The sequence below is a fragment of the Streptomyces sp. S.PNR 29 genome (assembly GCF_030386795.1).
Lineage (GTDB): Bacteria > Actinomycetota > Actinomycetes > Streptomycetales > Streptomycetaceae > Streptomyces.
The window spans coordinates 724,503-746,724 of sequence record NZ_JANUQM010000002.1 but is presented as its reverse complement, the minus strand read 5'-3'; the positions used below and the strand labels follow the sequence as shown (position 1 = coordinate 746,724).

22 protein-coding genes are annotated in these 22,222 nt (G+C 69.9%); 9 read left to right on the top strand and 13 right to left on the bottom strand.

Annotated elements, in window-relative coordinates:
* Window positions 1-40 precede the first annotated feature (40 nt).
* The 8 genes from NW895_RS08040 to NW895_RS08005 all read right to left on the bottom strand — a co-directional run bounded on the left by NW895_RS08040 (window position 41) and on the right by NW895_RS08005 (window position 6,596).
* Window positions 41-376 carry a metal-sulfur cluster assembly factor gene (locus NW895_RS08040; RefSeq protein WP_289934632.1) on the bottom strand — a complete coding sequence of 112 codons (336 nt, stop codon included), beginning with the start codon at window positions 374-376 and terminating at the stop codon, window positions 41-43.
* Entirely contained in the window at window positions 373-840 is a 468-nt protein-coding gene (gene sufU / locus NW895_RS08035; protein ID WP_289934631.1) for a Fe-S cluster assembly sulfur transfer protein SufU, read from the bottom strand. The genes NW895_RS08040 and sufU overlap by 4 nt, the downstream gene beginning before the upstream one ends.
* A gap of 16 nt (window positions 841-856) precedes the next feature.
* A complete protein-coding gene (locus NW895_RS08030; protein ID WP_289934630.1) occupies window positions 857-2,113 on the bottom strand; it encodes a cysteine desulfurase in 1,257 nt (418 codons plus the stop codon).
* Window positions 2,110-2,874 carry a Fe-S cluster assembly ATPase SufC gene (gene sufC / locus NW895_RS08025; RefSeq protein WP_289934629.1) on the bottom strand — a complete coding sequence of 255 codons (765 nt, stop codon included), beginning with the start codon at window positions 2,872-2,874 and terminating at the stop codon, window positions 2,110-2,112. The genes NW895_RS08030 and sufC overlap by 4 nt, the downstream gene beginning before the upstream one ends.
* A 7-nt stretch (window positions 2,875-2,881) precedes the next feature.
* Window positions 2,882-3,205 carry a non-heme iron oxygenase ferredoxin subunit gene (locus tag NW895_RS08020; protein ID WP_289934628.1) on the bottom strand — a complete coding sequence of 108 codons (324 nt, stop codon included), beginning with the start codon at window positions 3,203-3,205 and terminating at the stop codon, window positions 2,882-2,884.
* The gene (gene sufD / locus NW895_RS08015) at window positions 3,202-4,386 is read right to left on the bottom strand and encodes a Fe-S cluster assembly protein SufD (protein ID WP_289934627.1); all 1,185 of its coding nucleotides are present in this window, start codon (window positions 4,384-4,386) and stop codon (window positions 3,202-3,204) included. The genes NW895_RS08020 and sufD overlap by 4 nt, the downstream gene beginning before the upstream one ends.
* Window positions 4,387-4,467: 81 nt before the next feature.
* Window positions 4,468-5,889 carry a Fe-S cluster assembly protein SufB gene (sufB, locus tag NW895_RS08010; RefSeq protein ID WP_289934626.1) on the bottom strand — a complete coding sequence of 474 codons (1,422 nt, stop codon included), beginning with the start codon at window positions 5,887-5,889 and terminating at the stop codon, window positions 4,468-4,470.
* Window positions 5,886-6,596, bottom strand: a complete 711-nt coding sequence (locus NW895_RS08005; protein ID WP_289934625.1) for an ArsR family transcriptional regulator — start codon at window positions 6,594-6,596, stop codon at window positions 5,886-5,888. Before NW895_RS08005 ends, sufB begins: the two co-directional genes overlap by 4 nt.
* A 161-nt stretch (window positions 6,597-6,757) precedes the next feature.
* On the opposite strand from NW895_RS08005, the gene NW895_RS08000 reads away from it, so the two are divergent.
* The 4 genes from NW895_RS08000 to NW895_RS07985 are packed head-to-tail and all read left to right on the top strand — an operon-like array spanning window position 6,758 to window position 10,342.
* Entirely contained in the window at window positions 6,758-7,570 is an 813-nt protein-coding gene (locus NW895_RS08000) for an AAC(3) family N-acetyltransferase (protein WP_289934624.1), read from the top strand.
* 31 nt (window positions 7,571-7,601) lie between these two features.
* Window positions 7,602-8,525 carry an ABC transporter ATP-binding protein gene (locus tag NW895_RS07995; protein WP_289934623.1) on the top strand — a complete coding sequence of 308 codons (924 nt, stop codon included), beginning with the start codon at window positions 7,602-7,604 and terminating at the stop codon, window positions 8,523-8,525.
* Between the two features lie 47 nt (window positions 8,526-8,572).
* Complete coding sequence (locus NW895_RS07990) at window positions 8,573-9,289, top strand: ABC transporter permease (protein WP_289934828.1); 717 nt, start codon at window positions 8,573-8,575, stop codon at window positions 9,287-9,289.
* A gap of 45 nt (window positions 9,290-9,334) precedes the next feature.
* Window positions 9,335-10,342 (top strand): COX15/CtaA family protein, encoded by a 1,008-nt coding sequence (locus NW895_RS07985; RefSeq protein ID WP_289934622.1) that lies wholly within the window; start codon window positions 9,335-9,337, stop codon window positions 10,340-10,342.
* Window positions 10,343-10,348: 6 nt separating this feature from the next.
* On the opposite strand, the gene NW895_RS07980 is transcribed toward NW895_RS07985, so the two are convergent.
* The 3 genes from NW895_RS07980 to NW895_RS07970 form a co-directional block, all read right to left on the bottom strand.
* Window positions 10,349-11,455, bottom strand: a complete 1,107-nt coding sequence (locus NW895_RS07980; protein WP_289934621.1) for an amidohydrolase family protein — start codon at window positions 11,453-11,455, stop codon at window positions 10,349-10,351.
* Window positions 11,456-11,536: 81 nt separating this feature from the next.
* Window positions 11,537-11,869 (bottom strand): hypothetical protein, encoded by a 333-nt coding sequence (locus NW895_RS07975; protein ID WP_289934620.1) that lies wholly within the window; start codon window positions 11,867-11,869, stop codon window positions 11,537-11,539.
* A gap of 99 nt (window positions 11,870-11,968) precedes the next feature.
* Window positions 11,969-12,922, bottom strand: coding sequence for a heme o synthase (locus tag NW895_RS07970; RefSeq protein ID WP_289934619.1), 954 nt, complete (start codon window positions 12,920-12,922; stop codon window positions 11,969-11,971).
* 404 nt (window positions 12,923-13,326) lie between these two features.
* Between NW895_RS07970 and tkt the strand changes: the two genes are divergently transcribed.
* Genes tkt through pgl form a run of 5 tightly spaced genes read left to right on the top strand, consistent with a single transcriptional unit; the run spans window position 13,327 to window position 19,965 of the window.
* Window positions 13,327-15,414 carry a transketolase gene (tkt, locus tag NW895_RS07965; RefSeq protein WP_289934618.1) on the top strand — a complete coding sequence of 696 codons (2,088 nt, stop codon included), beginning with the start codon at window positions 13,327-13,329 and terminating at the stop codon, window positions 15,412-15,414.
* A 34-nt stretch (window positions 15,415-15,448) separates the two neighbouring features.
* Window positions 15,449-16,567, top strand: a complete 1,119-nt coding sequence (gene tal, locus NW895_RS07960) for a transaldolase (protein ID WP_289934617.1) — start codon at window positions 15,449-15,451, stop codon at window positions 16,565-16,567.
* A 4-nt stretch (window positions 16,568-16,571) separates the two neighbouring features.
* Window positions 16,572-18,095 (top strand): glucose-6-phosphate dehydrogenase, encoded by a 1,524-nt coding sequence (gene zwf / locus NW895_RS07955; RefSeq protein WP_289934616.1) that lies wholly within the window; start codon window positions 16,572-16,574, stop codon window positions 18,093-18,095.
* Window positions 18,092-19,186: a glucose-6-phosphate dehydrogenase assembly protein OpcA gene (opcA, locus tag NW895_RS07950; protein ID WP_289934615.1), complete on the top strand. Its 1,095-nt coding sequence runs from the start codon at window positions 18,092-18,094 to the stop codon at window positions 19,184-19,186. Before zwf ends, opcA begins: the two co-directional genes overlap by 4 nt.
* Entirely contained in the window at window positions 19,183-19,965 is a 783-nt protein-coding gene (gene pgl / locus NW895_RS07945; protein ID WP_289934614.1) for a 6-phosphogluconolactonase, read from the top strand. Before opcA ends, pgl begins: the two co-directional genes overlap by 4 nt.
* Window positions 19,966-20,017: 52 nt before the next feature.
* Here pgl and NW895_RS07940 read toward each other — a convergent pair whose 3' ends face one another.
* Window positions 20,018-20,857, bottom strand: coding sequence for a carbohydrate ABC transporter permease (locus NW895_RS07940; protein ID WP_289934613.1), 840 nt, complete (start codon window positions 20,855-20,857; stop codon window positions 20,018-20,020).
* Window positions 20,854-22,221 (bottom strand): ABC transporter permease subunit, encoded by a 1,368-nt coding sequence (locus NW895_RS07935; RefSeq protein WP_289934612.1) that lies wholly within the window; start codon window positions 22,219-22,221, stop codon window positions 20,854-20,856. The genes NW895_RS07940 and NW895_RS07935 overlap by 4 nt, the downstream gene beginning before the upstream one ends.
* Between the last annotated feature and the right edge of the window lies 1 nt (window position 22,222).

Below are 22,222 nucleotides of genomic sequence, written 5' to 3'. Positions count from 1 at the left end.
GCCCCCGAGGGACGTCGCCGTTCATACCGGCCGGTGGGTGTCAGACGTTGAACCCGAGCGCCCGCAGCTGCTCGCGGCCGTCGTCCGTGATCTTGTCGGGGCCCCACGGCGGCATCCAGACCCAGTTGATGCGGAGTTCCTTGACGAGGCCGTCCGTGGCGGACTTGGCCTGGTCCTCGATGACGTCCGTCAGCGGGCAGGCCGCCGAGGTCAGGGTCATGTCGACGGTGGCGACGTTCGCCTCGTCGTCGATGTGGATGCCGTAGATCAGGCCGAGGTTGACGACGTCGATGCCCAGCTCGGGGTCGACGACGTCCATCAGGGCCTCGCGGAGCTCCTCCTCCGAGACCGGCTTCATCTCCACGGTGTCGCTCATGCCGTCTTCCTTTCGGCGTCGGCTCCGCCCAGCACCTGGGCCGTCGCGTCCTTCCAGGCCATCCAGCTCAACAGGGCGCACTTGACCCGGGCCGGGTACTTGGACACCCCGGCGAACGCCACCGCGTCCTCCAGGATGTCCTCCATCGCGTCGTCGGGCTCGATCCTGCCCTTGGACTGCATCAGCTCCAGGAAGGTCTCCTGGATCTTCCGCGCGTCGGCCAGGTCCTTGCCGACGAGGAGTTCGTTCAGCACGGAGGCCGAGGCCTGGCTGATGGAGCAGCCCTGGCCCTCGTAGGAGACGTCCTCGATCTTCGTGCCGTCGTACTTCACACGCAGGGTGATCTCGTCGCCGCACGTCGGGTTCACGTGGTGCACCTCGGCGTCGCCATCCCGCAAGCCCCGCCCGTGCGGGTTCTTGTAGTGGTCCAGGATGACTTCCTGGTACATGGAGTCCAGCTTCATGCGATCGCTCGTCCCGTCAGCCGAAGAAGTTCCGTACGTGCTCCAGGCCGTCGACCAGCGCGTCGATCTCCGCCGGCGTGGAGTACAGATAGAACGACGCTCGCGTGGTCGCAGGAATTCCGTACCGCAGGCAGACCGGGCGGGCGCAGTGGTGACCGACCCGGACGGCGATGCCCTGCTCGTCAAGGACCTGGCCCACGTCGTGCGGGTGGATGTCACCGAGCGTGAAGGAGATCGCCGCGCCCCGGTCCTCGGCCGTGGTCGGGCCGATGATGCGCAGGTCGGGGACGTCCGCCAGCCGCTTCACCGCGTAGTCGGTGAGCGCGTGCTCGTGGGCGAGGATCCGGTCCATGCCGATCGAGTCGAGGTAGTCGATCGCCGCGCCCAGTCCGACCGCCTGCGCGATCGGCGGGGTGCCCGCCTCGAACTTGTGCGGGGCGGGAGCGTACGTCGACGAGTGCATCGACACCGTCTCGATCATCTCGCCGCCGCCGAGGAACGGAGGCAGGTCCTCCAGCAGCTCCTGGCGGCCCCAGAGCACGCCGATGCCGGTCGGGCCGCACATCTTGTGGCCGGTGAAGGCCACGAAGTCGGCCTGCAGGGCCTGCACGTCCAGCGGCATGTGCGGCGCCGCCTGGGAGGCGTCGACGCAGACCAGCGCGCCGACCTCCTGCGCCCGGCGGACTATCGCCTCGACCGGGTTGAGCGTGCCGAGGATGTTGGACACCAGCACGAAGGAGACGATCTTCGTCTTCTCCGTGATGATCTCCTCGATGTTCGACAGGTCGAGACGGCCGTCGTCGGTCAGGCCGAACCACTTCAGCTTCGCGCCCGTGCGCTGCGCCAGCAGCTGCCACGGCACGATGTTGGAGTGGTGCTCCATCTCCGTGATGACGATCTCGGTCTCGGAGTCCACGCGGTAGGGCTCGTCGGCCCAGCCCAGCATGTTCGCCACGAGGTTGAGCGACTCGGAGGCGTTCTTGGTGAAGATCACCTCGTCGCGGCTCGGCGCGTTGATGAACGCGGCGACCTTGTCACGCGCGCCCTCGTACAGCGCCGTGGCCTCCTCGGCGAGGACGTGCACGCCACGGTGGACGTTGGCGTTGTGCTGCTCGTAGTACTCGTCGAGCACGTCGATGACCTGGCGCGGGGTCTGCGAGGTCGCCGCGTTGTCGAGATAGACGAGCTTCTTTCCGTCGTGGACGACGCGGTCCAGGATCGGGAAGTCCTTGCGGAGCGCCTCGGTGTCGAGGAGGCCCGGCAGCTGTGTCACGCGGATACGCCACCCTTCGTGTATGCCTCGTAGCCCTCTTCCTCCAGCTTGTCGGCGAGCTCGGCGCCGCCGGACTCGACGATGCGGCCGGCCGAGAAGACGTGGACGTGGTCGGGCTTGATGTAGCGCAGGATGCGCGTGTAGTGCGTGATCAGCAGGGTGCCGACCTCGCCGGTCTCGCGGACGCGGTTGACGCCCTCGGACACGACCCGGAGCGCGTCGACGTCCAGACCCGAGTCGGTCTCGTCGAGGATCGCGACCTTCGGCTTGAGCAGCTCCAGCTGGAGGATCTCGTGGCGCTTCTTCTCACCGCCGGAGAAGCCCTCGTTGACGTTGCGCTCGGCGAAGGAGGGGTCCATGTTGAGGCGCTCCATGGCCTCCTTGACCTCCTTCACCCAGGTGCGCAGCTTCGGGGCCTCGCCGCGGATGGCGGTGGCGGAGGTGCGCAGGAAGTTGGAGACCGAGACGCCGGGGACCTCGACCGGGTACTGCATCGCCAGGAACAGACCGGCGCGGGCGCGCTCGTCGACGGACATCTCCAGGACGTCCTCGCCGTCGAGGGTGACGGTGCCACTGGTGATCGTGTACTTCGGGTGACCCGCGAGGGAGTAGGCGAGGGTCGACTTGCCCGAGCCGTTGGGGCCCATGATGGCGTGCGTCTCGCCCTGCTTCACGGTGAGGTCGACGCCCTTGAGGATCTCCTTCGTGGCGTTGTCGGCCTCGACGGTGACGTGCAGGTCTCGGATTTCAAGCGTTGCCATGGGTGCCTCAGGACTCCTGGGTGAGGGAGACGAGCACGTCGTCCCCTTCGATCTTTACGGGGTATACGGGGACGGGGCGCGTCGCGGGGAGGGCGTCGGGCTTGCCGGAGCGGAGGTCGAAGCGCGAGCCGTGCAGCCAGCACTCGATGTGGCAGTCGTCCACCTCGCCCTCCGACAGCGAGACGTTGGCGTGCGAGCAGATGTCGTGGATCGCGAACACCTCGCCTTCCGTCTGCACGATGGACAGCGGCGTGCCGTCGAGCTCCACCCGCTTCGGGGTGTCCTCCTCCAGCTCGCCCAGTCCGCAGACGCGTACGAATGCGCGGCTCATGCGACCGACGCCTCCAGCTCCTCCTCGATCTTGGCGATCAGGCGCTCCTCGATGTCCGGGACGCCGATCTGCTGGACCAGCTCGGCGAAGAAGCCGCGGACCACCAGACGGCGGGCCTCGTACTCCGGGATGCCGCGGGCCATCAGGTAGAAGAGCTGCTCGTCGTCGAAGCGGCCGGTCGCGGAGGCGTGGCCGGCGCCGACGATCTCACCGGTCTCGATCTCCAGGTTCGGGACCGAGTCGACACGGGCGCCGTCGGTCAGAACCAGGTTGCGGTTCATCTCGTAGGTGTCCGTGCCCTCGGCCTTGGCCTCGATGAGCACGTCGCCGATCCACACCGCGTGCGCGTCGTCGCCCTGGAGCGCGCCCTTGTAGACGACGTTCGACTTGCAGTGCGGGGTGTTGTGGTCGACGAAGAGCCGGTGCTCCTGGTGCTGGCCGGCGTCGGTGAAGTACAGGCCGAACAGCTCGGCCTCGCCGCCGGTACCCGCGTACGTCACGCGCGGGTGGAGCCGTACGACGTCGCCGCCGAAGGTGACGACGACCGACTTGAAGCTGGCGTCCCGGCCGACCAGCGCGTTGTGCTGGGCGGTGTGCACGGCCTTGTCGTCCCAGTCCTGGACGGAGACGACGGTCAGCTTGGCGCCGTCGCCCAGGAGGTAGTCGACGCCCGCGGCGAGCACCGCGTCACCGGTGTGGTCGATGACGACGACGGCCTCGGCGAAGGCGCCCAGCTCGATGACCTGGTGGCCGTAGGCGACCCCGCCCTCGCCGTGCACGGCGATGCGGATCGGCTCGGTGAGGACGGTCTCCTTCGGGACGGTCACGACCGAGGCCTTCTCGAAGGCGGAGTACGCCTGGGCCGCGACACGGTCCACCGGGGTGCCCGCCTTGCCGAGCCGCGCGTCGTCGCGGCCGACGGTCTCGACGGTGACGCCCTCGGGGGCCTGTACGTCGACCTTCACACCGTCGCCGGTGGCGACCGCGGTGCCGTCGTGCAGGCCGCGCAGCCGCTCCAGCGGCGTGAACCGCCACTCCTCCTCACGGCCGTGCGGGACCGGGAAGTCCGCCACGTCGAAAGAGGGCGGCGCGCTCATACGCGTGGCGACGGTCGACTCGGCGGCCACCGCGATCGAGCCGGCGGTGGTGCTGCCCACCGGGATGTTCTGAGCCTCAGCCATGGCTGTCGTAGTGCTCGCTTTCGTTGACGTAAGGGGGCTGACGGGGACGGCGGGCGGCGCGGCGGCCGCCCTCGGCCGGTGTTAGCCGACCGCGCCCTCCATCTGCAGCTCGATCAGCCGGTTGAGTTCCAGCGCGTACTCCATCGGCAGTTCCTTGGCGATCGGCTCGACGAAGCCGCGCACGATCATCGCCATCGCCTCGTCCTCGCTCAGACCGCGGCTCATCAGGTAGAAGAGCTGGTCCTCGGAGACCTTGGAGACGGTCGCCTCGTGGCCCATGGAGACGTCGTCCTCGCGGACGTCCACGTACGGGTACGTGTCGGAGCGGGAGATCGTGTCGACGAGCAGAGCGTCACAGAGCACGTTGGACTTCGCACCCGGAGCGCCCTCGCCGATCTCGATCAGACCGCGGTAGGAGGTACGGCCGCCGCCGCGCGCCACCGACTTGGACACGATGTTGGAGGACGTGTTCGGGGCCATGTGGACCATCTTGGCGCCGGCGTCCTGGTGCTGACCCTCGCCCGCGAAGGCGATCGACAGGGTCTCGCCCTTGGCGTGCTCGCCCATCAGGTAGACGGCCGGGTACTTCATCGTCACCTTGGAGCCGATGTTGCCGTCGATCCACTCCATGGTCGCGCCCTCGTAGGCGACGGCGCGCTTGGTGACCAGGTTGTAGACGTTGTTCGACCAGTTCTGGATGGTCGTGTAGCGGCAGCGGGCGTTCTTCTTGACGATGATCTCGACGACCGCGGAGTGCAGCGAGTCGCTCTTGTAGATCGGAGCGGTGCAGCCCTCGACGTAGTGCACGTAGGCACCCTCGTCGACGATGATCAGGGTCCGCTCGAACTGGCCCATGTTCTCCGTGTTGATGCGGAAGTAGGCCTGGAGCGGGATCTCGACGTGCACGCCCGGCGGGACGTAGATGAAGGAGCCGCCGGACCACACGGCGGTGTTCAGCGCGGCGAACTTGTTGTCACCGGCCGGGATGACGGTCCCGAAGTACTCCTTGAAGAGCTCCGGGTGCTCCTTCAGCGCGGTGTCGGTGTCGAGGAAGATGACGCCCTGCTCCTCCAGGTCCTCACGGATCTGGTGGTAGACGACCTCCGACTCGTACTGCGCGGCGACACCGGCGACGAGGCGCTGCTTCTCCGCCTCCGGGATGCCGAGCTTGTCGTACGTGTTCTTGATGTCCTCGGGCAGGTCCTCCCAGGACTCCGCCTGCTTCTCCGTGGAGCGCACGAAGTACTTGATGTTGTCGAAGTCGATGCCCGACAGGTCCGAGCCCCAGTTCGGCATGGGCTTCTTCTCGAAGAGCCGCAGGCCCTTGAGGCGCAGCTTCGTCATCCACTCCGGCTCGGACTTCTTGCCGGAGATGTCGCGGACGACGTCCTCGTTCAGACCGCGCTTCGCAGCGGCACCGGCCTCGTCGGAGTCGGCCCAGCCGTATTCGTACTTGCCCAGGCCCTCCAGCTCAGGGTGGGCAGTCTCCGTGGGGAGAGTCATGCGGGGTTCCTCCCGGCCGTGCTTGCAGATGCGTTGTGGGAAATCTTGGGGATGAACGTCGTGCAGACGCCGTCGCCGTGCGCGATGGTCGCCAGTCGCTGCACATGCGTACCGAGGAGCTCGGCGAAAAATTCCGTCTCGGCCTCGCACAGCTGCGGGAACTGCTCGGCGACGTGGGCGACCGGGCAGTGGTGCTGGCAGAGCTGTTCGCCGACCGGGGCGCTACGCGCCGTAGCAGCGTACCCGTCCACACTGAGGGCCTTGGCCAGCGCTTCGGTCCGCTGGTCCGGGTCCGCGGCCTCGACGGCCTTGCGGTACGAGCCCGCCTGCGCGGCGATCCGGGCGCGGGCGAAGGCGGCGACCGCCTGCTCTCCGCCCTCCTGCTGGGCGATCCAGCGCAGGGCGTCCACGGCGAGCTTGTCGTACGACTGGTCGAAGGCGTCGCGTCCGCAGTCGGTCAGGGCGAACACCTTGGCCGGCCGGCCGCGCGTGCGCGCACCGTAGACCCGCCGCTCCCGTGCCTCCACGACACCGTCGCCCGCCAGGGCGTCGAGGTGCCGGCGCACGGCCGCCTGGGTGAGGCCGAGGCGGTCGGCGAGTTCGGCGACGGTGGACGGCCCGTGATCCAGGATGGACCGCGCGACCCGGTTGCGCGTCGAGCGCTCCCCGGTCGCGAGCTCTTCCTGAGCGTGGCCGACGTTTTTCACAACGCCATTGTTGCGTAATTCCCGGAAAGCGGGCAAGCCGCGTCCGGCCCGACGGGTGGTGCCCTACGTCACTTAGGCACACCTAACCTGACCTGCGGGAACGATCTTTGATCGATCAAACCGGTGGCATGCGGCCACCGCTTACGGGACACTCCCCCACCATGCCCACACCGCTCCCGACCGGCCCGCTCGTCACGCGCCGCACACTCTGCGAGCAACTGCGCACCCTGGGCGTCAGGCCCGGCGAGGTCCTCCTGGCGCACAGCTCGCTCAGTTCCCTCGGCTGGGTCAACGGAGGCGCCGTCGCGGTCGTCCAGGCACTGCTCGACGCGCTCGGCCCGGACGGCACCCTGGTCGTCCCCACCCAGTCGGGCGACCTGTCCGACCCGGCGCTGTGGAGCAATCCGCCGGTGCCCGAGGAGTGGTGGGAGACGATCCGGGCCACCATGCCCGCCTACGACCCGCTGATCACACCCACCCGCGGGGTCGGCGTGATCCCCGAGACCGTGCGCACCTGGCCCGGCGCGCTGCGCAGCGCGCATCCGCAGACGTCGTTCGCGGCCGTCGGCCCGCGCGCGGCGGAGGTGATCGAAGGGCACGCGACCGACTGCCGGCTGGGCGAGCGGAGCCCGCTCGCGAAGCTGGAGCGGCTGGGCGCCCGGGTCCTCCTGCTCGGCGCGGGCTACGACTCCTGCACGAGCTTCCACCTGGCCGAGTACCGGATACCGTCCCCGCTGGTGAAGGTGGGGCGGCCCGGACCGGCGGGATGGGAAACCGTGACCGAGGTGGCGGTCAGCCCGGAGCGGTTCGACGAACTGGGGCACGACTTCGAGCGGGACCGTCCCGTCGTACGGGGAAAGGCGGGCGCGGCCGATGCGCGGCTGTTCCCCGTGGCGGACGCGGTGGCCTACGCGGAGCGGTGGCTGGCGTTGCACCGGCCCCGTGAGGAGGAGTTCCTGCACCCGCCCGTCTGAGCCCTCGCCCGCGTACCTAGACTCTGGACCCATGCGAAGTGAGCCCGTGGTCCAGGTCCAGGCCCTGGTGAAGCGGTACGGCACGAAGACCGCGGTGGACGGGCTCGACCTGGTGGCCCGGGCGGGAGTCACCGCCGTGCTCGGCCCCAACGGGGCGGGCAAGACGACCACGGTCGAGACCTGCGAGGGGTACCGGAAGCCGGACTCCGGCACGGTGCGCGTCCTGGGCCTCGACCCGGTGAGACAGTCCGCTGAGCTGCGGCCCCGCATCGGCGTGATGCTGCAGTCGGGCGGCGTCTACTCCGGCGCGCGGGCCGACGAGATGCTGCGGCACGTCGCCAGGCTGCACGCCCACCCGCTGGACGTGGACGCCCTCATCGAGCGCCTCGGGCTCGGCGGCTGCGGCCGCACCACGTACCGCCGTCTCTCCGGCGGCCAGCAGCAGCGGCTTGCGCTGGCCATGGCCGTCGTCGGCCGCCCGGAGCTGGTGTTCCTGGACGAGCCCACCGCCGGCCTCGACCCGCAGGCCCGCCGCGCCACCTGGGACCTGGTACGCGACCTGCGCGCCGACGGTGTCTCCGTCATCCTCACCACCCACTACATGGACGAGGCCGAGCAGCTCGCCGACGACGTCGCGATCATCGACGCCGGCCGGGTCATCGCCCAGGGCTCCCCGGAGGACCTGTGCCGCGGCGGCGCCGAGAACACCCTGCGCTTCAGCGGCCGGCCCGGCCTGGACGTGGGGTCGCTGCTGAAGGCCCTGCCCGCCGACTGCTCGGCGGCCGAACTGACGCCGGGCTCGTACCGGGTCGTCGGCAAGGTCAACCCACAGCTGCTCGCGACGGTGACGTCCTGGTGCGCGCAGCACGGGGTGATGCCGGACAAGATCTCCGTCGAGCGGCACACCCTCGAAGACGTGTTCTTGGAGCTCACCGGCAAGGAGCTGCGCTCGTGACCACCGGCACCTACGCACCGCGGCCGGGTGCCGCGCCCCTGCCCCGCATGATCGCCGCCCAGGCCGCGCTCGAAACGAAGATGCTGCTGCGCAACGGCGAGCAGCTGCTGCTGACCGTCGTGATCCCCACGCTGCTGCTGGTGCTGTTCAGCACCGTGGACATCGTGGACACCGGCGCCGGGGAGGCGGTGGACTTCCTCGCTCCCGGCATCCTCGCGCTCGCCGTGATGTCGACGGCGTTCACCGGGCAGGCCATCGCCACCGGCTTCGAGCGCCGGTACGGGGTCCTGAAGCGGCTCGCCTCCTCCCCGCTCCCCCGCTGGGGGCTGATGACCGCGAAGACGGTGTCCGTGCTGGTCACCGAGGTACTCCAGGTCGTCCTCCTGACGGTGATCGCCTTCGCGCTGGGCTGGTCGCCGCACGGCAACCCCTTCGCCGTACTCCTGCTGCTGGTCCTCGGTACGGCGGCGTTCTCCGGGCTCGGCCTGCTCATGGCGGGCACGCTGAAGGCGGAGGCGACGCTGGCCGCGGCCAACCTGGTCTTCATCCTGCTGCTCGTCGGCGGCGGTGTGATCGTCCCGTTGGACAGGTTCCCGGACGCGGCGCAGAGCGTGCTGGGCCTGCTGCCGATCTCCGCGCTGTCGGACGGACTGCGGGACGTACTGCTGCACGGGGCGGGGATACCGTGGGGCGACCTGGGGATTCTCGCGGGGTGGGCGGTCGTGGGGCTGGCCGCGGCCGGGACGTTCTTCCGCTGGGAGTGAGGCTCCATGGCCCCTCGTGAAAGCGTGCACAAGCGTCGGCTTACGATGGACCGCGTGCCAAACGTGACCCGCGCGGACGCCGCAGCCGCCGTGCGCAACCCCCTCGCCTTCATCGCCGAACGCTGGACCCCGGCCCCCCGGACGGTCCAGCGGGCGGCCCTCTCCGCGCTCGTCATGTCGGTGGTCATCGTGGTCACCGGCGGTGCCGTACGGCTGACGGGCTCCGGCCTGGGCTGCCCGACCTGGCCCAAGTGCACCGCCGACTCCCTCACCGCCACCAGCGCGATGGGCTTCCACGGCGCGATCGAGTTCGGCAACCGCATGCTGACGTACGTGCTGTGCGCCGCCGTCGGCTGGGCGATCATCGCCGCGCGCTCCGAGAAGCCGTACCGGCGCAGCCTGACCCGGCTGGGCTGGACACAGTTCTGGATCGTGATGAGCAACGCCGTGCTCGGCGGCATCGTCGTGCTGGTCGGCCTCAACCCGTACACGGTCGCCGCCCACTTCGTGGCCACCTCGGCGCTCATCGCGGTCGCCGTGGTGATGTGGCAGCGCGCCCGTGAGGGCGACGGGGAGCCGCGCCCGCTGGTCGGGAAGGCCGTGCAGCAGCTGGTGTGGTTCCTGGTGGCCGCCTCCGTGCTGCTGATCCTGGTCGGCACGGTGGTCACCGGTGCGGGCCCGCACGCGGGCGACTCCAGCGAGGTCGAGCGGATGCCGGTCGACTGGGAGACGGTGGCCAAGGTCCACGCCGTGCTGGCCTGGATCGTGGTGACGCTGACGTTCGCGCTGTGGTTCGTCCTCAAGGCGGTGGACGCGCCGCGCGGTCCGCTGAGCCGGACCCGCGACCTGTTCCTGATCCTGCTCGCGCAGGGAGTGCTGGGTTATGTCCAGTACTTCACGAACCTTCCCGAGGTCCTGGTGGGCCTGCACATGCTGGGTTCGGCCGTGATGTGGATCGCTGTCATGCGCGTGCTGCTGTCCCTGCGGGAACGTCCGTACGTGACGGTGGACGTGCCGGGCCAGGCGGCCGAGGCGACGCTGACGAAGGCCTGACCCGGCTCACTTCAGCCCGTAGACCCGTCGCGCGTTCTCCGACGCGATCATCCCGGCCACCCGCTGGGCGTCCGTCAGCGACCACGCCCCCTCGGCGACCCAGGTGCCGAGCACCCGGCTCAGGGCCTCGCGGAACAGCCGCGCCCCCACCACGTGCAGCTCGGGCAGCCCTTGGGCCCCACTGGAGAAGAGGATCTTGCCGAAGGGGGCCAGCTCCAGGATCTCCGCGAGGACGGTCGCGGCCCGGGCGCCGGTGCGGACCAGGGCGGCGCCGGAGTCGGTGTACACGTGCGGGAAGACGCCGGCGAGGTGGGCGGCGTGGCGGTGGTACGGGTAGCCGTGCAGCAGGACGAGGTCGGTGCCGAGGCCGGCCGTGGCCCGGACGAAGTCCGTCAGCAGCACCGGGTCCGTACGGTCGATGCGCAGGCCCGGCTCGCCCAGCCCCGCGTGCAGCTGCAGCGGCCGGCCCGAGGCGACGGCGATCCACAGCAGGTGCCTGAGCAGCACCGGGTCGCTCAGCTCCCCGCCGACTTCGCGTCCGGCGAGCCAGCGGCCGGCGGCCCCGCGCACCTCGCCCGGCTCCGGCGGTTCCGGGGCGAGCGCCAGCCCGTGCCGTACGCCCGCGACCGAGGTGAAGGCCACGGCGTGCGCGGCGGCGGTGTGCACGGCCTCGGCGAGGTTGGCGAGGAGGGACTCGACGGTGCCGGAGGTGTCGGCGACCTGCTCGGCCAGCAGTTCCAGGCGGACGATCTCGTGGGCGACGGCGTCCCCGGTGGAGGCCATCTCGGCCGGTCCGGTGAGGTCGCCGGGCAGGCCCGTGTCGACGAGGTACGTCGTGATGCCGCTGCCGCGCAGCAGCCTGCGGCCCGCCTCCAGGATGCCGAGTTCCCGGCGCCGGGCGAGATAGCGGGCCGGCGAGCAGTGTGGCTCCAGGCCGAGCAACGGCGGGCACCAGCGGCGTACCGCGAACCCGGTCTGCGTGTCGAAGAGCGTCGTGCCCGGCGCGGGCGGGCCCTCGGTGCGGGCCAGCTGGGCCTCGAAGGTGCCGAGGCCCAGTTCCGTTCTCAGTACACCGTGGCAGTACTGGTCCACGAGGGACGGCGTTTCGATCATCCGGGCTCCCCGTCACTGGACCGCGTCCCAGGACCGTGTCCTCCTTACGGTCCCTACCGGTCCTAACGGGTGAACCCGCCGTCAGGTGTTGCTCGGCCCGCCCACCTGGATCCCGGCCATGCGCGTCCACTCGTACGGCCCGGTCCTCACCTTTGCCGCGAACTCGCCGTCGAAGGCCTCGTGGACGGTGATCCCGGACTTCTCCACCGCCTTCTCGGCGATCTCGTAGCTCGGCGCGACCAGGTCGCCCCAGCCGCCGTCCTCGCCGACGAGGACGATACGGGCGCCGCGTTCGCCGAGGTAGGCGACCTGGCCCTCGGCTCCGCCATGTGCCTTGGAGAAGGCCGTGATCTGCTTGGCGAGCCGGGTCACCTTGCGCTCGGCCTTCGCGTCAACCTGCTGCGTGTCTGCCATGGTCAGGATGCTACCGACGGGTAGATCAAACGGCGACGGGCGGGGTGCGTGGCCTTGACCACGCACCCCGCCCGTGACAACCCGTTACCGGAGGAACCGTTATCGGAGGAAGGGGTCCACCGCCACCGCCACGAACAGCAGCGACACATAGGTGATGGACCAGTGGAACAGCCGCATCTCCTTCAGCTTCGCGCCGGTCACCTCGGCCTTCGCCCGGTTCTGCAGGGCGTGCGCCTCCCACAGCCACCAGCCGCCCGCGGCCAGCGCGACCAGCGTGTAGAACCAGCCGGTGTAGCCGAGCGGGGTCAGCAGCAGCGAGACCGCGACCATCACCCAGCTGTAGATCACGATCTGCTTGGCGACCGCCTTGTTGCCGGCGATGACCGGCAGCATCGGCACGCCCACGCGCGCGTAGTCGTCCCTCACCTTCATCGACAGCGGCCAGTAGTGCGGCGGCGTCCAGAAGAAGATGACCATGAAGAGGATCACCGGCGCCCACGACAGCGAGTTCGTCACCGCCGACCAGCCGATCAGCACCGGCATGCAGCCCGCGATGCCGCCCCACACGATGTTCTGCGAGGTACGGCGCTTGAGGATCATCGTGTAGACGACGACGTAGAAGAGGAGCGCCCCGAGGGACAGCCAGGCCGACAGCCAGTTGACGGCGAGGCCGAACAGCAGCGTCGAGACGACCGCCAGCGTGATGCCGAAGGCGAGGCACTCGCGGGGGCTGACCATGCCGGTGACCAGCGGGCGCTGCGAGGTGCGGTCCATGAGCGCGTCGATGTCGCGGTCGATGTACATGTTCAGCGCGTTGGCGCCGCCCGCGGAGAGGTAGCCGCCGACGCAGGTCAGCAGCACCAGCTTCAGGTCCGGCACACCCTGCTCGGCGAGGAACATCACCGGGACAGTGGTGATCAGCAGCAGCTCGATGATCCGCGGCTTGGTCAATGCCACGAACGCCTTGACACGGGCCCCGAACGGCCGGTGGGCCGGGCTCTGGCTCGTCCCGAGCACCCCCGCTGGACGGGATTCAACGGCCGTCACGCACACCCCTACAGAGACATCCCAGCGAGCCTCCCCGTGTGAAGCAGCGGTAAAGGCTCGCGCGTACCACGCCACTGTAGACGTTGCCCATATCCCGACATTCGCGGGGGTGGGGTCGTGTTGGAGGGCGGGGCCCCGGTATATACGGGCGCGACGGCGGTCTCGTACAACGGGCGTACCGAAGCTCGATTGAGCACTCGGATGAGTGGCTCCGTATTCACTTGACGTACGCGGTACACGCTGGTCGGGAGGCGGATCCCCGGGAGTCCCGGAGTCTGGAATGGCTCGAAAGGACGGGGGTCCTCCGGGGGTAGGCTCGACAGCGGCCGGCCGACGCCGAGAACGCCGGCAGCCGGTGTGCGGCCCACGTATACCGGCATCCGACATGTGGAGAGGAGCCCTGACTCAGGGTGAGCACCAAGCCGACCACCACAGACCTCGAGTGGACCGAGCTGGACCAGCGGGCCGTGGACACTGCCCGTGTCCTGGCCGCCGATGCCGTACAGAAGGTCGGCAACGGCCATCCTGGTACGGCGATGAGCCTGGCGCCCGCCGCCTACACCCTCTTCCAGAAGGTGATGCGGCACGACCCGGCGGACCCCGACTGGGTCGGGCGCGATCGTTTCGTGCTGTCCGCGGGCCATTCGTCCCTGACCCTCTACACCCAGCTGTACCTGGCCGGCTTCGGTCTGGAGCTGGAGGATCTGAAGTCGTTCCGGACGTGGGGGTCGAAGACCCCCGGTCACCCGGAGTACGGCCACACCAAGGGCGTCGAGACGACGACCGGCCCGCTCGGGCAGGGTGTCGCGAACGCGGTGGGCATGGCGATGGCCGCCCGCTACGAGCGGGGCCTGTTCGACCCGGAGGCCCCCGAGGGCGAGTCCCCCTTCGACCACTTCATCTACTGCATCGCCGGTGACGGCTGCCTGCAGGAGGGCATCTCCGCCGAGGCCTCCTCGCTGGCCGGGCACCAGAAGCTCGGCAACCTGATCCTGCTGTGGGACGACAACCACATCTCGATCGAGGGCGACACCGAGACGGCTGTCTCCGAGGACACGGTCAAGCGCTACGAGGCCTACGGCTGGCACGTGCAGCGCGTGGAGCCGCAGGAGAACGGCGACCTGGACCCGCAGGCGATCTACGCCGCGATCCAGGAGGCCAAGGCGGTCACGGACCGGCCGTCGTTCATCGCGATGCGTTCGATCATCGCCTGGCCCGCCCCGAACGCGCAGAACACCGAGGCCGCGCACGGCTCGGCCCTCGGCGATGACGAGGTCGCGGCCACCAAGCGCGTCCTGGGCTTCGACCCCGAGAAGCACTTCGAGGTGGCCGACGAGGTCATCGCCCACACCCGCAAGGCGGTGGAGCGGGGCCAGGCGGCCCGTGCCGTGTGGGAGAAGGCCTTCCAGCAGTGGCGGGACAACAACACCGAGCGCGCCACCGACTTCGACCGGATCGCCAAGGGCGAGCTGCCCACCGGCTGGGAGGAGAAGATCCCGGTCTTCGAGGCGGGCAAGGGCGTCGCCACGCGTGCCGCGTCCGGCAAGGTGCTCCAGGCGCTGGGTGCGGTCATCCCCGAGCTGTGGGGCGGCTCGGCCGACCTGGCCGGCTCCAACAACACCACCATCGACAAGACGTCGTCGTTCCTCCCGGCGGACAACCCGCTGCCCGAGGCGGACCCCTACGGCCGCACCATCCACTTCGGCATCCGCGAGCACGCGATGGCCGCGGAGATGAACGGCATCGCGCTGCACGGCAACACCCGTGTCTACGGCGGCACGTTCCTGGTCTTCTCCGACTACATGCGCAACGCGGTACGGCTGTCGGCGCTGATGCACCTGCCGGTCACCTACGTGTGGACGCACGACTCCATCGGTCTGGGTGAGGACGGCCCGACCCACCAGCCCATCGAGCACCTCGCCTCGCTGCGCGCGATCCCGGGCCTGAACATCGTGCGCCCGGCCGATGCCAACGAGACCGCGATCGCCTGGCGGGAGATCCTCAAGCGGTACACCAAGGAGTTCGGCAAGGGCACCCCGCACGGTCTGGCGCTGACCCGTCAGGGCGTGCCGACGTACGAGCCCAACGAGGACGCGGCGAAGGGCGGTTACGTACTCTTCGACGCGGAGGGTGGCGAACCGGAGGTCATCCTGATCGCGACCGGTTCCGAGGTGCACGTCGCCGTCGAGGCGCGCGAGCAGCTCCAGGGCGCCGGCGTGCCCACACGGGTGGTGTCCATGCCGTCCGTGGAGTGGTTCGAGGAGCAGGACCAGGGGTACCGGGACAGCGTCCTGCCGCCGTCCGTGAAGGCCCGGGTCGCGGTCGAGGCCGGGGTGGGTCTGACCTGGCACAAGTACGTGGGGGACGCCGGCCGCATCGTTTCCCTGGAGCACTTCGGCGCTTCCGCCGACGGCAAGGTGCTCTTCCGCGAGTTCGGTTTCACTGCGGAGAACGTGGCCGCCAAGGCTCGGGAATCGATCGCCGCAGCCCAGCGCTGACGCTCATACACGACACGTAGGAGATGCATTTTCCATGACAGACGCACTGAAGCGCCTCTCCGAGGAAGGCGTCGCGATCTGGCTGGACGACCTGTCGCGCAAGCGGATCACGTCCGGCAACCTCGCCGAGCTGATCGACCAGCAGCACGTCGTGGGCGTCACCACCAACCCGACGATCTTCCAGAAGGCGATCTCCGAGGGCGACGGCTACGACCAGCAGCTGTCGGACCTCGCCGCCCGCAAGGTGACCGTCGAAGAGGCCATCCGCATGATCACCACGGCGGACGTCCGGGACGCCGCCGACATCCTGCGCCCGGTCTACGACGCCACCGGCGGAAAGGACGGCCGGGTCTCCATCGAGGTCGACCCGCGCCTGGCGCACAACACCAAGGCGACGGTCGCCGAGGCGAAGCAGCTGGCCTGGCTGGTGGACCGGCCGAACACGCTGATCAAGATCCCGGCCACCGAGGCGGGCCTGCCGGCGATCGCCGAGACGATCGGCAACGGCATCAGCGTCAACGTCACGCTGATCTTCTCGCTGGAGCGCTACCGCAAGGTCATGGACGCGTACCTCTCCGGGCTGGAGAAGGCGAAGGAGAAGGGCCTGGACCTCTCCCAGATCCACTCCGTGGCGTCCTTCTTCGTGTCCCGTGTGGACACCGAGATCGACAAGCGGATCGACGCGCTCGGCACGCCCGAGGCCAAGGCGCTGCGCGGCAAGGCCGCCATCGCCAACGCCCGTCTCGCCTACCAGGCGTACGAGGAGGTCTTCTCCTCCGACCGCTGGAACGCGCTGGAGAAGGCGGGCGCCAACAAGCAGCGTCCGCTGTGGGCGTCGACCGGTGTGAAGGACAAGGCGTACAAGGACACCCTGTACGTCGACGAGCTGGTGGCGCCGAACACGGTGAACACCATGCCGGAGGCGACCCTGTTCGCCACCGAGGACCACGGGCAGATCACCGGCAACACCGTCGCCGGCACCTACGAGCAGGCCCGCGCCGACCTCGACGCGGTCGAGAAGCTCGGCATCCCGTACAACGAGGTGGTCCAGCTGCTGGAGGACGAGGGCGTCGAGAAGTTCGAGGCGTCCTGGAACGACCTGCTGAAGTCGACCGAGGCGGAGCTGGAGCGCCTCGCCCCCTCGGAGGGCTGAGACCTTGTCGAGCAGCAACCCGCTGCGTGACCCCGCAGACCGACGGCTCCCGCGTATCGCGGGGCCGTCGGGCCTGGTCATCTTCGGTGTCACGGGCGACCTGTCGCGCAAGAAGCTCATGCCCGCGGTGTACGACCTCGCCAACCGGGGGCTGCTGCCGCCGGGCTTCTCGCTCGTCGGCTTCGCCCGGCGCGAGTGGGATCACGAGGACTTCGCGCAGGAGGTACACGACGCGGTCAAGGAGCACGCCCGTACGCCGTTCCGCGAGGAGGTCTGGCAGCAGCTCATCCAGGGGATGCGCTTCGTCCAGGGCACCTTCGACGACGACGACGCGTTCGAGCGGCTGCGCGCCACCATAGAGGAGCTGGACAAGGCGCAGGGCACGGGCGGCAACTTCGCCTTCTACCTGTCCGTGCCGCCGCGTTCCTTCCCGGTGGTCATCCAGCAGCTGAAGAAGCACGGCCTGGCCGACCAGAAGGACGGCTCCTGGCGGCGCGCGGTCATCGAGAAGCCGTTCGGCCACGACCTGAAGTCGGCCGAGGAGCTGAACAAGGTCGTGCACGAGGTCTTCGCCCCGGACCAGGTCTTCCGCATCGACCACTACCTGGGCAAGGAGACCGTCCAGAACATCCTGGCCCTGCGCTTCGCCAACCAGCTGTTCGAGCCGATCTGGAACCGGTCGTACGTCGACCATGTGCAGATCACGATGGCCGAGGACATCGGCATCGGCGGCCGGGCGGGATACTACGACGGCATCGGCGCCGCCCGGGACGTCATCCAGAACCACCTGCTGCAGCTGATGGCGCTGACCGCGATGGAGGAGCCCTCCTCCTTCGACGCGGACGCGCTGGCCGCCGAGAAGACCAAGGTGCTCGGCGCGGTCCGGCTGCCGAAGGACCTGGGCCGCGACACCGTGCGCGCCCAGTACGCGGCGGGCTGGCAGGGCGGTGCGAAGGCGGTCGGTTACCTCGACGAGGAGGGCATCAGCCCGTCCTCGAAGACCGACACCTACGCCGCGATCAAGCTGGAGGTCGACAACCGCCGCTGGGCGGGCGTCCCCTTCTATCTGCGCACCGGCAAGCGGCTCGGCCGTCGCGTCACGGAGATCGCGGTCGTCTTCCAGCGCGCCCCGCACTCCCCGTTCGACACGACGTCGACGGAGGAGCTGGGCCAGAACGCGATCGTCATCCGGGTCCAGCCCGACGAGGGCGTCACGGTCCGCTTCGGCTCGAAGGTGCCGGGCACGTCGATGGAGATCCGGGACGTGTCGATGGACTTCGCCTACGGCGAGTCGTTCACGGAGTCCAGCCCGGAGGCGTACGAGCGGCTGATCCTGGACGTGCTGCTCGGCGACTCGAACCTCTTCCCGCGCACCGAGGAGGTCGAGCTGTCCTGGAAGATCCTCGACCCGATCGAGGAGTACTGGGACAAGAACGGCAAGCCCGCCCAGTATCCGGCCGGTACGTGGGGACCCGTCGAGGCGGACGACATGCTGAAGCGAGACGGACGGAGCTGGCGCCGGCCATGAAGATAGACCTCACGGACACCACGGCCAGCAAGATCAACAAGGCGCTCGTGCAGGGGCGGCGGGCCATCGGCACGCCGGCCGTCGGCATGGTGCTCACGCTGGTCATCGTGACGGACGAGGAGAACGCCTACGACGCCTTGAAGGCCGCGAGCGACGCCGCGCACGAGCATCCCTCGCGCACGCTCGTGGTCATCAAGCGTGTCTCGCGCTCCCCCCGGGACCGTACGCAGTCCCGGCTGGACGCCGAGGTGCGCCTCGGCGCGGACGCGGGCACCGGAGAGACGGTGGTGCTGCGGCTGTACGGCGAGATCGTCGACCACGCCCAGTCGGTGGTCCTGCCCCTGCTGCTGCCGGACGCGCCGGTGGTGGTGTGGTGGCCGGTGAACGCGCCGCTCGACCCGGCGGGAGACGCGCTCGGCTCGCTGGCCCAGCGCCGGGTGACCGACACCTACGCGTCCGAGCAGCCGGTGCGGGACCTGGCGGAACGCGCCAAGGCCTACGCTCCTGGCGACACCGACCTGTCCTGGACCCGTATCACCCCCTGGCGTTCGATGCTGGCGGCGGCGCTGGACCAGGTCGCCTGCGAGGTGCGGGCCGTCGAGGTGGAGGGCGAGGAGTTCAACCCGAGCTGCGAGCTGCTGGCGATGTGGCTGGCGGACCGGCTGGACGTCCCCGTGAAGCGCTCGCTGTCGGGCGGCCCGGGCCTCACGGCGGTCCGCATGGACACGGACTGCGGCCCGATCGTGCTGGACCGCGCGGACGGATCCCTCGCGACCCTGTCCATCGAGGGCCAGCCGGACCGTGCGGTGGCGCTCAAGCGGCGCGAGACGGCCGAGCTGATCGCGGAGGAGCTGCGGCGGCTGGACCCGGACGACACCTACGCGTCGGCGCTGCGGTACGGGGTGGACCGGCTGAAGTCGCCGTCGTCTCCGCAGGCTCCGGCGGCTCCGGCCGCCGAGCCGGCCAAAGGAGATGAAGGAGACAAAGGGGACGGACCCCTCGCGCTCCCCGCTCCCGTGGAAACCGCTGCGAAAGCACCCGCGGAGCAGGCGACGGCGAAGGAACCGGTGAAGAGGGCGGCGGCGAAGTGAGCACTCCCCAACTGGTCGTGCACCGCGACAAGGAGCTGATGGCGCAGGCCGCGGCGGCCCGGCTGATCACGAAGATCGTGGACGCGCAGACCTCGACGGGTTCGGCGTCCGTGGTGCTGACCGGCGGCCGCAACGGCAACGGCCTGCTGGCCGCGCTGGCCGCCGCACCGGCCCGGGACGCGATCGACTGGGGCCGCCTGGACCTGTGGTGGGGCGACGAGCGGTTCCTGCCGGAGGGCGACCCGGAGCGCAACGTCACCCAGGCCCGGGAGGCGCTGCTCGACGCGGTGCCGCTGGACCCGAAGCGCGTGCACGCGATGCCCGCGTCGGACGGCCCGTACGGCACGGACGTCGACGCGGCGGCGGCCGCGTACGCGGAGGAACTGGCCCGTGCCGCCGGTCCCGAGAACCACGGTGCGGTTCCCACCTTCGACGTGCTGATGCTGGGCGTCGGCCCGGACACGCATGTGGCGTCCCTGTTCCCGGAGCTGCCGGCGGTCCGCGAGACCGACCGTACGGTGGTCGGGGTGCACGGCGCGCCCAAGCCGCCGCCGACGCGCGTGACGCTGACGTTGCCGGCGATCCGCGCCGCCCGGGAGGTCTGGCTGCTGGCCGCCGGCGAGGACAAGGCGGAGGCCGCGGCGATCGGCCTGTCGGGTGCGGGCGAGATCCAGGCCCCGGCGGCGGGGGCGTACGGCCGCGCCCGCACCCTGTGGCTGCTGGACGCGGCGGCGGCCTCGCAGCTGCCGAGGTCGCTGTATCCAGCGGCGTCGGCGTGAACGTACTCGGGCCCCCGCTTCGTGATGTGAAGCGGGGGCCCGAGGCGTACCGCTATTTCACCGACCCCGCCATCACGCCCTGCACGAAGTGCCGCTGGAACGCGAAGAACACCACCACCGGCACCACCAGCGACACGAACGCGCCCGGTGCCAGCACGTCGATGTTGCTGCCGAACTGCCGTATCTGCGACTGGAGTTCCACGGTCAGCGGCTGTGCGGAGCTGTCCGCGAAGAGCAGCGCGACCAGCATGTCGTTCCACACCCACAGGAACTGGAAGATGGCGAGGCTGGCGATGGCCGGCCGTCCCACGGGCAGCACGAGCCGGGTGAAGATCCGCCATTCGCTGCCGCCGTCCATGCGCGCGGCCTCCAGCATCTCCTTCGGCATCTCGGCGAAGTAGTTCCGCAGCAGGAACACCGCGAACGGCAGCCCGTAGGCCACGTGGAAGAGGACGACGCCCGGGATCGTGCCGAACAGCCCGAGCTGGCCGAAGAGTTTGGCGACCGGCAGCAGCCCGATCTGCACCGGGACCACGAGCAGCGCCACGACGACCAGGAAGATGGTCTCCCGGCCGGGGAAGTCCAGCCACGCGAACGCGTAACCGGCGAGTGCCGCGATGACGACGACCAGCGCGGTGGCCGGGACCGAGATCAGCACCGTGTTCCAGAACGCCTGGGTGATGCCCGCGTTCTTCAGCAGCGCCGAGTAGTTGTCGAAGGACAGCTGCCCGGGGCCGGCGAACACCGTCCACCAGCCGCCCTTCGCCGTGTCCTCGGCGGACCGCAGCGACGACAGGAACAGCCCGGCCAGCGGGGTCATCCACACCAGCCCGACGACCACGAGGAAGGCCTGGACGACCCCGTTGCCCAGTCCTCGCCTGACGGCGTTCATCGCTGACTCCTTCGGAAACGGCGGACGTTGAAGACCATCGCGGGGACCACCAGCAGCAGGAGCAGCACACCGAGCGCACTGCCCAGCCCCTGGTTGTTGCCACCGCCGAACGACACCAGCCACATCTGGGTCGCGAGCACGGTCGCGTCCTCCTGCACGGGGCCGGGCGCGATGATGTAGACGAGGTCGAAGACCTTCATCACGTTGATCACGAGGGTGACGAAGACGACGGTCAGCACCGGGGCGAGCAGCGGGACCGTGATCCGGCGGAAGATCTGCCACTCGTTCGCGCCGTCCATCCGCGCCGCCTCCAGCGCGTCCCGTGGCAGCGTCGACAGCCCGGCACCGATCAGCACCATCGCGAACCCGGTCCAGATCCACAGGTACGCCCCGATGATCGCCGGCGTGACGAGCGTCGGCCCGAGCCAGGAGACGCCCTCGTAGGGCGGGGCGAAGTTCGAGGCGGGGAGCCGGACCGCGTACGAGCCGGCGTCCAGCCCTCCGAAGCGGAAGGAGCCGTCGGACGCGGTGGTCGTCGTGGCGACCGTCCTGCCGTCGCGCACCACCTCGACCTTCATCTCGGGCAGCCCGCTCTCCCGCCGGTCGACCTCGCCCTGTTTCCCTCCCCCGCCGGGCGTGAAGTCCAGGTACACCACTCCGCGCAGCTCACCGGAGGCCGCCTTCCGCCCCGCCGCCGCGTACGCGGGTTCGGCGGCGCCGGGCAGGTCGTTCGGCTGTACGCCGACGAGGCCGAGCGCCACCGTGTCCCCGGGCGAGACCCCCGTACTCGTCCGGTACGAGCCGTCCGCCGCCTTGGTCAGCCCCTGCCCGTCACGTGCCCGGGCCGTCGGGTACGACGACGTGCCCTTGAAGGCGTCGTGGACGGAGACGACGGCGGCGTTCAGCACGCCTTTGTCCGGGTCCTCGTCGTAGGCGAGCCGGAAGATGATGCCCGCGGCGAGGAAGGAGACCGCCATCGGCATGAAGAGCAGCAGTTTGAAGGCGGTGGCCCAGCGGACCTTCTCCACCAGGACGGCGAGGATCAGTCCGAGGCCGGTCAGCAGCGTCGGTGCGACGACGACCCAGATGGCCGTGTTGCGGACGGCCGTGAGCGTGGCCGGGTCGCGGAACATCTCGGCGTAGTTCTCGCCGCCCACGAAACGGGTGCCGGAGGCGTCGAAGAAGCTGCGGCCGATCGAGAACAGCACGGGGTAGACGACGAGCGCGCCCAGCAGGAGCAGCGCGGGCAGCACGAACAGCAGGGCGACGGCCGGCCCCCGCCGCCGGGTGCGCCTGACAGGCGCGGGACCGGCGGCGGGCGAGGGGCCCGGACGGCCCGTCTCTTTCACCAAGGTCGAGGTCATG